9 protein-coding genes are annotated in these 13358 nt (G+C 63.8%); 6 read left to right on the forward strand and 3 right to left on the reverse strand.

All coding sequences use genetic code 11. From position 1 onward, the window contains the following. The 5 genes from VT84_RS08105 (at position 1) to VT84_RS08125 (ending at position 6260) form a co-directional block, all read left to right on the forward strand. Positions 1-1164, forward strand: a complete 1164-nt coding sequence (locus tag VT84_RS08105; RefSeq protein ID WP_082839171.1) for an ABC transporter permease — start codon at positions 1-3, stop codon at positions 1162-1164. Next, entirely contained in the window at positions 1157-1879 is a 723-nt protein-coding gene (locus VT84_RS08110) for an ABC transporter ATP-binding protein (protein ID WP_052559533.1), read from the forward strand. Before VT84_RS08105 ends, VT84_RS08110 begins: the two co-directional genes overlap by 8 nt. Positions 1880-2075: 196 nt before the next feature. Continuing rightward, positions 2076-3659 (forward strand): PAS domain-containing protein, encoded by a 1584-nt coding sequence (locus tag VT84_RS08115; RefSeq protein ID WP_082839172.1) that lies wholly within the window; start codon positions 2076-2078, stop codon positions 3657-3659. A gap of 89 nt (positions 3660-3748) precedes the next feature. Next, complete coding sequence (gene kdsB / locus VT84_RS08120) at positions 3749-4525, forward strand: 3-deoxy-manno-octulosonate cytidylyltransferase (RefSeq protein WP_052559537.1); 777 nt, start codon at positions 3749-3751, stop codon at positions 4523-4525. Between the two features lie 100 nt (positions 4526-4625). After that, positions 4626-6260, forward strand: a complete 1635-nt coding sequence (locus VT84_RS08125) for a CTP synthase (RefSeq protein WP_052559539.1) — start codon at positions 4626-4628, stop codon at positions 6258-6260. Positions 6261-6315: 55 nt separating this feature from the next. Here the strand turns inward: VT84_RS08125 and VT84_RS08130 are convergent, their stop codons facing one another. From VT84_RS08130 to VT84_RS08140, 3 genes are all read right to left on the reverse strand, one after another. Then, positions 6316-7026 carry a GDSL-type esterase/lipase family protein gene (locus tag VT84_RS08130; RefSeq protein WP_082839173.1) on the reverse strand — a complete coding sequence of 237 codons (711 nt, stop codon included), beginning with the start codon at positions 7024-7026 and terminating at the stop codon, positions 6316-6318. A 144-nt stretch (positions 7027-7170) separates the two neighbouring features. After that, positions 7171-8490, reverse strand: a complete 1320-nt coding sequence (locus VT84_RS08135; protein WP_052559541.1) for an NAD(P)/FAD-dependent oxidoreductase — start codon at positions 8488-8490, stop codon at positions 7171-7173. Between the two features lie 125 nt (positions 8491-8615). Further along, positions 8616-11852, reverse strand: coding sequence for a hypothetical protein (locus tag VT84_RS08140; protein WP_082839174.1), 3237 nt, complete (start codon positions 11850-11852; stop codon positions 8616-8618). A 461-nt stretch (positions 11853-12313) separates the two neighbouring features. Between VT84_RS08140 and VT84_RS08145 the strand changes: the two genes are divergently transcribed. Then, positions 12314-13243 (forward strand): NAD-dependent epimerase/dehydratase family protein, encoded by a 930-nt coding sequence (locus tag VT84_RS08145; RefSeq protein ID WP_052559545.1) that lies wholly within the window; start codon positions 12314-12316, stop codon positions 13241-13243. Positions 13244-13358 lie beyond the last annotated feature (115 nt).

Genomic DNA, 13358 nt, shown 5'->3' on the forward strand with positions numbered 1-13358 from the left:
ATGCACTTTGTCACGTTCATCCTGAAGAACCTCACGCGGCGCCCGATCCGCACGGCCCTAACCGTTTTGGGGCTAGCGGTTACGGTCGGGAGCATGATCGCGTTCCTGGCGGTCAGCCACAACGTGAAGGAGTCCGCGGAGCGGGCCGTTCGGGGCTTCGACCTCCAGGTCATGCAGGCCGGTAAATCGAGCGGGCTGAACAGCGACTTCAGCGAATACTTCGTCGAAGCGGCGCGGAAGCTCCCCGAAGTGTCGCAGGTGGCCGAGGGCGTCGCGGACATGGCGGACATGACCCGCGACGGCGGGGCCGTCGATGCGGTCCTGATCTTCGGGTGGCGGGCGGACAACTTCGCGTTCGACGAGTTGAAGTTCACCTCCGGGCGCAAGTTCGAGGCCGGTGAGCACCACAAGGTCATGCTCGGGAACATGTTGGCCGACAATCTCGGCAAGAAGGTCGGCGACAAACTGGTTCTCGGGGGCGACACCAAGAACCCCTACGAGGTGATCGGGATCTACGAGAGTCCGCACATCTTCGAGCGGGGCGGGGCGATTGTCCCTTACAAGGACGCCCAAGTTATTACGGGCAAACGGGACCGCGTGACCGGTTTCTCGGTGCGCGTGCGGAAGGCGGGTGCCCAGGCCACGCCCGCCGAGGTGGAAGCGGCGCGGAAGAAGATCGAGGCGCTGGAAGACCCCAATGACACGACTGCTCGGCTCACGGCCCAGACGCCCGAAGACTTCGTGAAGTCGCTCCAGCAACTCAAACTCATGCGGGCCGTGTCGTGGTTGATCTCCGCGATCGCGCTGGCGATCGGCGTCATCAGCATGTTGAACACGATGGCGATGTCGGTGCTGGAGCGCACGCAGGAGATCGGTATTCTGCGAGCGGTCGGCTGGCCCCCGCGCCGGGTGATCGGCATGGTTCTGGGCGAGGCCGTGCTGATTGCTACCGCTGCTGCCGCTGGGGGGACGCTGATCGCACTTTTGGGAATGCAGGTTCTCACTCTCTCGCCGAAGGTGAACGGGTTCATCGAGCCGAACGTGGCCCCAATGGTGGTCGTTCAGGGCGCTCTCATCACCGTGTTCATCGGCGTGATCGGTGGCGCGTACCCCGCGTTCCGGGCGTCCCGCATGCTGCCAACGGAGGCGCTCCGCCATGACTGACGGCCCCGCCGCTCACCTGCTCTATGCCGACCAGGTGGTGAAGACCTACCCGGACGGGGACGTCCACGCGCTCAACGGGGTCACGCTCGGGGTGAAGGCCGGGCAGCACGTCGCCATCACCGGGCCGTCCGGGTGCGGTAAGTCCACGCTCCTGAACCTGCTCGGCGTGCTCGACAAGCCCGACGCCGGTGAGGTGTACTTCCGCGGCGAACCGCTCTCGCGCCACCCGGACCTGAACAACTTCCGTGCCCGTCAGATCGGGTTCGTGTTCCAGTCGTTCTTCCTGATCCCGACGTTGAGTGCACGCGAGAACGTGCAGGTGCCGATGTTCGAGGGGCCTCCCCGGAGCACCCGCGAGCGCGTGCGGAAGGCGGACGAGTTGCTCGAACTCGTGGGCATGGCGAAACGCGCCAACCACTTGCCGCTGAAGCTCTCGATCGGCGAGCGCCAGCGCGTGGCTCTGGCCCGCGCGCTCGCGAACGATCCGGCGATGCTCCTGGCGGACGAACCGACCGGGAACCTCGACTCGGACAACGCGGTCAAGGTGCTCGACCTTTTCGCGTCGCTCCAGAAGTCGCGCAACCTCGCGCTCGTGGTGGTCACGCACAGTGACGAGGTCGCCGAGCGTGCCGACCGCGTGATCCGCATGCGGGACGGGCGCGTGGTCAACGATTCCGGAACCGCCCGAGTGTCCACTTCCGGATGCGCGAGTTAAGGCGGGTATTCTTTTCGCGCCGGGCTGTCACTATCTTTGGGTCAGATAGCACTTTCAGAGACACTTTTTGCCAGTGCCTTAAGTGAAACGGGAGCGTGCTCGGTTACCCGGCGCTTTTTCTCGCGCACCCGCTCCGGCGCGCTACGATTGGGTTGACTGACGCCGGTTTGATTTGCCTCGCGCCCAGAGGATCGCGATGTTCACGTTCGTGAAAGCACTCGAGACACTTGCCCCGCCCCCACGAGCTTCACGATTGCTGCGGTTGACCGCGATGAAGTTCCCGCTGCTGCCCCAAGCGGCCGAGACGATGGCGCTCGGGATGGTCATCAGCGACGCCACCCGTCCCGATTACCCCATCGTGTACTGCAACCCCGGGTTCGAGCGTCTCACGGGCTACACGTCCGACGAAGTCGTGGGCCGCAACTGCCGGTTCCTCCAGGGGCCGGGTACCGACACCCAGGAACTCGAACGGCTCCGTCGTTCACTGCGAGAACACGCCGGGTGTTCGGTCGTGCTGCGGAACTACCGTAAAGACCGGACCCCGTTCTGGAACGCGCTCTCCGTGACACCGCTCGAAGACGAGACCGGAACGGTCACGCACTTCGTCGGCGTGCAGACCGACATCACCCACGTGAAGGAACTCGAAGCGCAGTTCCTCCAGGCTCAGAAGATGGGAGTGGTCGGTCGGCTCACGGGCGGTGTGGCCCACGACTTCAACAACCTGCTCACCGTCATCAACGGGTTCGCCGAGGCCGTACTCGATCTGCTGCCGCCGGACAACCCGACCCGGGACATGGTCGCCGAGATCGCCGCGGCGGGTTCGCGTGCGGCCGGGCTGACGCGCCAGTTGCTCACGCTCAGCCGGAAGGGTGGCGCCCGCCGCGCGCACGCGGACCTGAACGCCGTGGTGAACTCGTGCAGCGGGATTCTGCGCCGGCTCCTCGGTTCGGGCGTCGAACTCCGCGCCGAACTCGCGCCGGATCTGCACCCCACCACCGCCGACCCCGGGCACGTCGAACAAGTGCTCATCAACCTTGTGGTGAACGCGCGCGACGCGATGCCCAACGGCGGCGCACTGACCGTTTCGACGGCCGACGCGCACGTGAAGAGTGACGATCCCCAGCACCCCAGGATTCCGGCTGGCATGTACGCGGTACTCCGGGTCGCGGACACCGGGCACGGGATGGACCCGGCGACTTTGAAACGCATCTTCGAGCCGTACTTCACGACGAAGCCCGCGGGGCGCGGGACCGGGTTGGGGCTATCGACGGTTTGGGACATCGTGCAAAAGAGCCAGGGGCACGTGTGCGTGGACTCGGAACTCGGGCGCGGGACCGAATTCCGGGTGTACCTGCCGCGCGTGGACGCGCTGCCGTTCGAGCCGCTCCCGGACTCCTCGGGCGAGCATCGCTTGCGCGGGTCGGAAACGGTTCTGATCGTAGACAGTGACACGTCCGTTCGGGCACTAATGACCCATGCGCTCCGCTCGCGGGGCTACACCGTACTTGCAGCGAGCGACCCGCAGGAAGCCACCGCGCTCGTGTCCGACCACCCCGGCACGATCGATCTGGTGGTTTGCGACCTGGTGCTCTCGGGCGAGTCGGGGAACGCGCTGGCCCGTCGGCTCCGGGTGGCCCGGCCGGATCTGGCGCTCCTGCTCACGTCGGGGTGCGTCGGCGAGGGGTGCGAAATACCGGACGCTGCGGCGCCGTTCCTGCCGAAACCGTTTACACCGGCCGGACTCGCGACCGAAGTGCGCAAGGTGCTCGACCGGGGCTGAAGCCGGAGGTTCGGCTTGCCGAATTCCGGTAACGCGGGTCTAATCCGCTCGCGTTTTCCCCACCGGGCGCGCGGACACGGAGGTCGAGCATGCGCACCGCTATCGTTATCCCCGCGAGGTTCGCGTCGTCGCGGTTGCCCGGTAAGCCGCTCCTGCGCGAAACCGGGAAGTACCTGATCCAACACGTCTTCGAGCAGGCGCAGAAGGCGAAGTGCGCGTCCGACGTGATCGTGGCCACCGACGACGACCGTATCTTCGCGGCCGTGCGTGAGTTCGGTGGTACCCCCGTGATGACGCGCGAGGACCACGTGTCCGGGACCGATCGCGTGGCCGAAGTTGCTGCGCGTCTTACTGCGGACGTGGTCATCAACTTGCAGGGCGACGAACCGCAACTGGACCCGGACGCGATCGATCTGCTCGCGGAACTGATGCGCGCACCCGGTTCGGACATGGCCACGCTCGCGGTGCCGATCACGGACGCGGAGACGTACCGCAACCCGAACGTGGTCAAGGTGGTGTGCGACGACCGTGGGCGCGCGCTGTACTTCTCGCGGTCACCGATCCCGATGGTGCGCGACGGCGAACCGGACTTCACCGCTCGGCCCGCGCGGTTCCTTCAGCACCTGGGCGTGTACGCCTACCGGCGCGATTTCCTTCTCCGGATCGCGGGCGAACCGCCGCATCCGTTAGAGCAATCGGAAAAACTCGAACAGCTCCGCGTGCTCGGCACGGGTGGCACAATCATGCTCGGGCAGGTGCACCGCGCGCACCGCGGTGTGGACACGCCGGCCGATTACGCCGATTTCGTGCGGTGGTACCGGCAGAACGGGGACAACGGGGCGGGGGGAACGCGCCGCGCGGCTTAAAAAACCTTTGCGCGAGCCGGCAATCTGTGCTGATTGGTTTGGCTCGGGGCGGGCGATATAGTGAAGTGATAGCCCGCCTCACGTTAAGGATCGCCGCACGATGACTAAACACATTTTCGTTACTGGTGGCGTCGTCAGTTCGCTCGGAAAGGGCCTGACGTCCGCCTCCATCGGGTTGCTTTTGGAAAAACGTGGGCTGCGGGTGCGGTTGCAGAAACTCGATCCGTACCTCAACGTCGACCCGGGCACGATGTCGCCGTACCAGCACGGCGAGGTGTACGTCCTCGACGACGGCACCGAGACCGACCTCGACCTCGGGCACTACGAGCGGTTCACGCACGCGGTGCTGAACAAGGACTGCAACTACACCACGGGCAAGATCTACCTCTCGGTCATCGAGAAGGAGCGCCGGGGCGACTACCGCGGGAAGACCGTGCAGGTGATCCCGCACGTCACGGACGAGATCAAGGGCTGCATCAAGAAGATGGTCGCGCCGGACGTGGACGTGGTCATCACCGAGATCGGCGGGACCGTCGGCGACATCGAGGGCATGCCGTACTTCGAGGCGATCCGCCAGTACGCGCTCGACGTCGGCAAACACAATTGCCTGTTCGTTCACCTCACGCTCGTCCCGTACCTCAAGGCCGCCGGCGAACTGAAGACCAAGCCGACGCAGCGCAGCGTGCGCGACCTGCGCGAGATCGGCATCCAGCCGGACATCCTCATCTGCCGCACCGAGAAGGACATCCCGAAGGACGAGTGCGAGAAGATCGCGCTGTTCTGTAACGTCGAGCGGAACGCGGTGATCGAGGAGAAGGACAAGGAGTTCAGCATCTACGAGGTGCCGCTGAGCCTCGCGAACAACAAGCTCGACGAACTCGTTGTGGAGAAGCTGCACCTCACGCACGCGAAGCCGCTCGACATGAGCGAGTGGAGCACGATGCTCGAAAACATGCGGGCGCCCGAGCACGAGATCACCATCGGGTTCGTCGGCAAGTACGTGAAGCACCGCGACGCCTACAAGAGCGTGTACGAGTCGCTCGACCACGCCGGGATCGCCCACCGCACAAAGGTGCGGGTGCTGCGCATCGAGTCGGACAAGCTCGCGGACGAGGGTGCGGCTCAAGCTCTGGCGAACGTGGACGGGTTGCTTATCCCCGGCGGGTTCGACAAGCGCGGAATCGAGGGGAAGATTGAAGCGATCCGGTTCGCACGCGAAACGGGGCTGCCGTTTTTCGGGATCTGCCTCGGTCTCCAGTGCGCGACGATCGAGTTCGCGCGGCACGTGGCCGGCCTGGAGAACGCGAACAGCACCGAGTTCGACAAGGCGTCCCCGCACCCGGTTGTGTGCCTGCTCGAAGAACAGGAGGGCGTCACGAACCTCGGCGGCACGCAGCGCCTGGGGGCGTACCCGTGCCACCTGAAGCCGAACACCAAGGCCCGTGCCGCGTTCGGGGTGGACGTGATTAGCGAACGGCACCGGCACCGCTACGAGGTGAACAACAACTTCCGGGACCGCCTCGAAGCACACGGCATGATTTTCTCGGGCACGAGCCCCGACGGATCGCTTGTCGAGGCGATTGAGTTGAAGGACCACCCGTGGTTCGTGGCGGTGCAGTCGCACCCGGAGTTCCAGTCGAAGCCGACGAAACCGCACCCACTGTTCCGCGACTTCATCGGCGCGAGTCTCGAACGCCGGCGCACACGGAAGCCCATTGCAGTCGTGATGAGCTGAAGATAGGAAGCAAAGAGCCGCGGAAATCATCCGCGGCTCTTCTTTTCTACGTCACTCACTTCACCAGTTTCGCGATGTCCTCTTTGATCGCGTCGGCCCAAATCTTGTACCCCTCTTCGCTGAGGTGCAGGTAGTCGGGCATGATCTTCTTGTCGAGTGTGCCGTCCTTTTCCAGGAATTTCTCGCCGATGTCCTTGTAGAAGACCTTCTTGTCGTCCGCGAACTTGGCGAGGATCTTGTTCGTGTCGTTCACCTTCACGCGGATCTTATCGTCGGCCTTCGGGGAGCGCGGGAAGATCGCGAGCAGGAGTACCTTCGTGTCGGGCTTCTGCTTCTGAAGTTCGGCGATGATGGCCTTCACGCCGCCCGCGATCTGCTCGGGGGAGTGCCCGCCCATGTTGTTCGTGCCGATCATGATGACCGCGAGCTTCGGCTTCAGCGGTTCGATTTCCTTGCCCTCGGTGAGGCGCCAGATCACGTGGCCGGTCTGGTCGCCGCCGATACCGAGGTTCACGGGCTTAAACGAGCCGAACGCCTCGGGCCACACTTTCTTGCCTGCGCCTTCCCAACCCTGGGTGATGGAGTCGCCGAGGAAGATCACGTCCCCTTCGCCCTTTTCCACGATCTTCAGGAACTGCTTGTGGCGCTGGATGTCGCGATTGAGCGGCTTCACGGCCGGGTTGTCCTTTGCGTCTTTCGCGCTGAGGGGCGCGGTGACGCACAGCGCCAGCATGAGGCCGGTGCTCACGATTCGGCGAACGAGCATGGAGATTCTCCGGTACGGTCGGGGCGGGGTGGGAATGTGGGCGGGAAGGAGGCAGCCTGGACCCCGGTAGTATCGCGGTTCGTGGCGCGGGGGGCAACAACCATCCCCGCACCATTTCTGATACCTCCGCCACTTCGGAACGGGTTATTTCGTGCCGCGCGTATCGGGCGGGCGCTCGCCGGTGATGAGCCGCGCCGCGCGGTTCCGCGTGACGTAATTGAAGAACCACTGGAACAGCACCAGCACGCGGTTCTCGAACCGGGCTAAGTACAGGATGTGGATGAACAACCACGCGAACCACGCGGGGTGCCCGCTGAACCGGATGCCGAACGCCTCGGCCACCGCCCGTGCGCGGCCGATCGTCGCCATGTTCCCCTTATCGAAGTAGCGGAACGGCCCTTTGGGGCTTTCCCCTTTGATCCGGCGCACGATCGTGCCGGCCACGTATTCGCCCTGCTGCATCGCGACCTGGGCGACGCCCGGAAGCGGCTTGCCGTTCGTACCAGCGCAACTGGCGAGGTCGCCGACGACGAAAACGTTGGGGTGCGCGCCGACGCTGCAGTCGGGGTTCACCGGAACGTGACCGCCGCGCCCGACCGTAACGTCACCGAGCGCGTCCGCCAAGATCTTCCCGAGCGGCGACGCCTTCACGCCCGCGGCCCACACGACCGTTTCGGTATCGATGCGCGTTGCCTCGGCTTTTCCGCCGTCGGGCTTCACGAGCACGTGACCGGCTCCGATCGCGGTCACGTGACAATCGAGTTGCACCTCAATGCCCATTTCTTCCAGGGAGACTTTTGCCTTCGCGCTGAGCGATTCGTGGAACGCGCCGAGCACGCGCGTTTGCCCCTCCACGATAATCACGCGGGCTGTAGCCGGATTGATGTTGCGGAAGTCGGCGCGGAGCGTGTGCTTCGCGAGCTCGCGGATCGCGCCGGCCATTTCTACCCCGGTCGGGCCGCCACCGACCACCACGAACGTGAGGAGCCGCGCCCGTTCCGCCGGGTCGGTCGTGCGCTCCGCTCGCTCGAACGCGGACAGCACCCGGCGCCGGATCTCGGTCGCGTCCTCGATGGTCTTCAGCCCCGGTGCGAACTCTTCCCACTCGTTGTGGCCGAAGTAGTGGTGCGTGGACCCGGTCGCGACGATGAGCGAATCGAACGAAACGCGCGCGCCGTCTTTGAGGAGGACCGCCTTGCCGGGGATATCGAACCCGGTTACCTCGCCGAGTATCACGCGGGTGTTCTTTTGGTTCTTCAGCGCGGACCGGAGCGGGGCGGCGATGTTTGCCGGAGACAGCGCGCCGGTCGCGACCTGGTAGAGCAGCGGTTGGAACAGGTGGAAGTTGCGCCGGTCGATGACCGTGACGTCGGTCGGCGTCTTGTTCAGAGATTGGGCCGCGACCAGCCCACCGAACCCGCCGCCGATGATGACCACCTTGTGGGCGCCTGTGCCGTCCGACATGTCTACTCCCCGAGGTGTTAGTGTCGGGGAGTAATGTATGGAGGATGAGAGTGCGAGGGGGAATAGTGCCGGTGTATGCGGGTGATTCGCTCGCGGTGGCTGAGTGCCACCGCGAGCGGAAAGCTTTACTTGTCGATGAGGAGCATGTCCGCGACGTTCAGCGGCATGTTGATCTGAATGGCGCCTTTGAGCTGCGTGAACTTCAACTCGCCGCGTTCGACGCTGCGCACCTTGCTCACCTTGTCCACGCGGATCGTGACGGTCAGCGAGGTCTGTTCCGCGCCGGTCCAGTTGATGAGCGGGATCGCGAGTTTGGCCGGTGCGTCGCCCTTCGCGGGGGTATCGATGCACATCGTTTCCACGAGTCCGTCCGTGGTGACGACGGGCTTCGCGTCGCGCCCGCCGAACCCCAGGAAATCGTCCGCCAGCCGCGTGAGCAGGTGGAGCCGCATTCCCGTGGGCAGGAAGTGAGCGTAACTGTCCGCGTTCGCCCCGCGATCGACCGGGCGGACGGGCAAACCGCTTTGCAGGTACGCTTGCCCCGGTAGGAACCCGAACAGGATCGCGCGCCCGGTGCCGTGGCGCTTCGTAATCACTGCGGGAGAACCGTCCTTGAACTTGCCGATGACCGTGCCATCGGTCGCGGTGAGCGCTTGCTTCCACGCGATCACGGGCACGTTGAACACGTGGTTCGGCGACGGGGCCGGGTCCGGGTCGATTTTCGACAACCCGCCGATGTGCCAGTGGGCCGTGTCCATCGGCTCGTATTGTGGGAGATCGTGCTTGCTGAAGAACGGCGTGTTCTCTTTGAGCAGATACTTGGAGACGAGGTTGGGGTCCGTCGTGATCTTGCTGCCGGTGGCGCCGTAGAGCTTCGCGGTCGCCGGGTTCTCCTTCTGGAATTCGTTGAAATACCCGCCGCCGGCCATTGCAACGACCGTTCCCCCGGCCGCGCACCATTTCTGGAGCGAATCCAGACACTTGGACTGGAGGTACTGCTGCGTGACGTAGATGAGCTTGTAGTCTTTGGCCCGGTCGTCAATCACGTCGTCTTCCGACAGAAAATCGACCGGTACCTGCGAGTGCCGCAGCGCGTAATAGAGCGCCTTGCGCTCGTTGTTGTGGAGCGCGAAGGAGAAGTTGTTGACGCCGGTGATTAACTCGTCCGTGCTCGAAAGGAGAAGCCCGACTTTCGCAGGGCGCACCTTGCCGTCCACAATATAGTCCTCAAAGATGCCGGCTTCGTGCGTGCAGGTGTAGATCTCCTTCCACATCTTCAGGTCGTAGCTGTCGACGTAGTTTTCGGTGGCACCCACGGCGGACGGTGTCGCGCAGAAGTAGTTAATCATCTTCGCGCCGTGGGCGACCGACGTGTAGAAGCTCTGTCGGAACTCGCTCGGCAACTGACCCGGTGAGTGTGGCATCACGTACATGTGAATGGGTAGGTCATCATACTTCGCGCCGGCCCGCAGTCCGCTCGCGAGATACCCCACGATTTGCGGGCTGAATTCCGCGATCTGCCAGGCGTAGTCCTCCGTCCACGGCATCGACATCGCCTTGAGCTTGAACGGGCGGATGTAGTCGAGTTCGGTGACGAGGTAGTTCGCGTGCGGCGAGTAGTTCGCGCCGGTGAGCACGCCCTTCGACTTGTAGTACGCGGTTCCCTCGGCGAACTTCACCGCGCCTTTCTCTTTGGCCGCGATCTGGGAGTAGTAGTAGAGCGGGTCTTTCTTGTCGGTCGTGTACTTCACTGCGCCTTCAACGGTCACTCCTCGATCCTTGAGCCACTTCGCGAACTCATCGTCTTTAAGTGGGATTGCTGGCAGGTGAATCTCGTCGCCGTAACTCACGATGGCGAGGTCATCGAACCCGCCCTTGCGTGTCATTTCTTGCTTCTTGATCCACTCCACGGACGGATCGGCCCAGTGCGCAACCAGCTCGCGCTTCTTGCCGGTCGCGTCGACCGTGGTGTTATCGCCCAACGCGAGGGCGAGTTGTTTCGCTTCGGGGAACGCGGTGTGTGCGGAGCCGAAACCCATGATGCCGTAGATCGGCATTCGTTTGGGCACGCTACCGACTTGCGGGAACTTCGCGACTTCCGCGTTCAGGTAATCCAGCACTTCCTTCTGCGTGCGGATTTCGGGCTTCCAGTACCGCTTGATGAGCGCGAGTAAGTGGTCCTGGTTCGGGTTCACGCAGCCCGGAATGTCGAAGCACGCGGGCGAGAGATTTTGCGCCGGTCCCTTTACGATCACGTTCTTCATCAACTTGATCCCGCCGCGACCGTCCGGGATGCCGAACTCCAAGCGGAGGTGGATGCCCTCGGCTTTGCCCTTGTAGATCGCCTTCGGGAACCACTGCGAGTAGTTGAGCGAATCGAGCACGGGGCCGAGCGGTACCCACCCCGATGTATCTCCCGGTTGCAGGTACTCACTGTCCGGGATCGTTGCCGGAGTGGGGACGACCGGGGCGAGTGCTTCCGGCTTCACTTTGGTGGAACGCGGGCCGGCGTTCTGGTACTTCAGTTCCGATACGGTGCGCCCGCTCTTCATCACCTGTTGCGTGGGCCAGTCGCGGACGTGAACGTAGTACGGCGAGTGCTGCCCCTGATCGAACGGCGCGACGATCGGAACGACCGGCCCGAACCCGTCCTTCGGGTTCGTGAATCGGACGAACACGTCACCGTCCTGCACGAGCCAGCCGTCGAATTCGAGGTAGCCCGTTTTCTTTTGGGCTTCCATCCCGGCCTTGTCGTTCGTCAGACACACGAGATCGACGTTCCGCTTCGCGATGTTCACGCGCGGCTTGTCGCCGTCCTTCTGCTCGGTCGCGATGAGCCGCAGCTTCGCGGCACCGGCGGCGAGTTTCACGTTCCCGGGTTGCTGCCAAACGATGTTGTCGGTCCCGCTCCACGAATAGCGCTCCATCGGCACGCGCTTGTGGTCGTTGAACGCCCAGATTTTCGGATCGGTCAGGCGCCCGCACGAGAAGCTCCCGACGACTTTGCCGTCCTGCTCGACTTCGACCGTGAACTCAGCCGCGAACTGGTACGGTTGCTCGTACCGGACCATGACCTCGAACGTGTCGGCGTAGGGGATTGTGATCGGCTGCTCTGCAACCGCTTTCTTGCCGGAGGAGATCTCGTCCGGGGCGCTTAAACAGGCCATCCGTGACAAGAACGTGACGGCGAACGTCCCCGCGAAGTAGTTCTCGCGGTACGGCATCACCTTCCAGCCCGAGGTGACAGTGAAATCCTCTGCCTCTGCGATCAGGCGCACCGGCTTCTTATCTTGCGCGCCTGCGGGCGACGGCCCCGCGAGCACAAGAAGTGCGATAGTGACCGGCAACAGCGAGCGGATCATGGTGGCGTCCGAAGGATTGCTGAAATCGAGTTTGGAAACGATGGTAACCGGTCGGGGTGGGACGGTAAAGCAGATCAAGGGTGCCGAGAAATGCAAGTGGACGGTCTGCACTGCAAAGGAATACTGTTATTGATTTGAGATAATATAAAAATATCTACGATGGAATTGTCTGCTGAATCGCAGGGTGTTGGGGTTGTCCGTTCCGGGTGCCCCATCATAGCGTGTGTGGATCATGGGAACGATTTGAACTCGTGCCGAGCAGGAAGTGCGCCGTCCTATTTGCCGCCTCAGAACCCGCACTACTATGAGGCCACACGTGAGCGACTGGGTTATCTCGTTGCTGTGAGGCGGTTTACCGACCGGCTCACACCGGCCGTTCGCCCGACTTCTTCCCGCCCCCCCCGCGGTCGGCCTTGCGACGGGGTTTCGCGATCTGTTAGAGTCGCACGCGGGGGATTCACATGCGTTGCATTGTTACTGGCGCGGCCGGGTTCATCGGGTCGCATTTGTGCGAGCGCCTGCTCGCGGACGGGCACGCGGTCACCGGGATCGACTGCTTCACCGACTACTACGCGCGCGCCGTCAAGGAGCGGAACCTCGCGGGGTTCCGCGACCACCGGCACTTCACGTTCCACGAACTCGACCTCTCGCAGGGCGTCCCCGCGGGCGTCGCGGCCGGGGCCGAGTGGGTGTTCCACCTCGCGGCGATGGCGGGCCTGACCCGCAGTTGGCTCGACTTCGACAGCTACAACAAACACAACCTGACCGCGACCCACCGCTTGCTGGAAGCGCTCAAAGGCTCGCCGACGCTGAAGCGCATCGTCTACGCGAGCACGTCGTCGGTGTACGGCAAGTACGCGAGCGGCGACGAGGCGCTCCCCACGCGCCCGAGTTCGCCCTACGGCATCACGAAGCTCGCCGCGGAGCAGCTCTGCCGCGTGTACGGCGACGAGTTCGGCGTACCGGCCGTGGTGCTGCGGTACTTCAGCGTGTACGGCCCGCGCCAGCGCCCGGAAATGGGCTACCACCTGTTCATCAACGCGATCCTGCGGGGCACGCCGATCAAGCTCACGGGCGACGGGCTGCAGGTCCGCGGGAACACGTACATTTCGGACTGCGTGGAAGCGACGATCCGCGCGACGCAGGCGATGCCGGGCGAGGTCTTCAACCTCGGCGGCGGCGAGCTGGTGACGGTCCTCGAAGTGTTCAAGAAGCTCGAACGCATCATCGGGAAGCCCGCGATCATCGAGCGCCACCCGCCGCGCCAGGGCGACCAACTGGCAACCGGCGCGGACGTGACCAAACTCTTCCGCCACCTCGGGTGGAAACCGACAACGGGTATCGATGACGGCTTGGCCAAGCAGGTGGAGTGGCAGAGAACTTTGAATTAGCCGCAGATAAACGCAGATAACACGGATCAAGACAGAAGAATTTTTGCCAGGTCGATCCCGCCCACCCTGTCGGATTTTCTTCTCTGATCTGCGATTATCTGCGTTGATCCGCGGC

The organism is Gemmata sp. SH-PL17 (assembly GCF_001610855.1).
In the GTDB taxonomy this organism is placed as follows: domain Bacteria; phylum Planctomycetota; class Planctomycetia; order Gemmatales; family Gemmataceae; genus Gemmata; species Gemmata massiliana.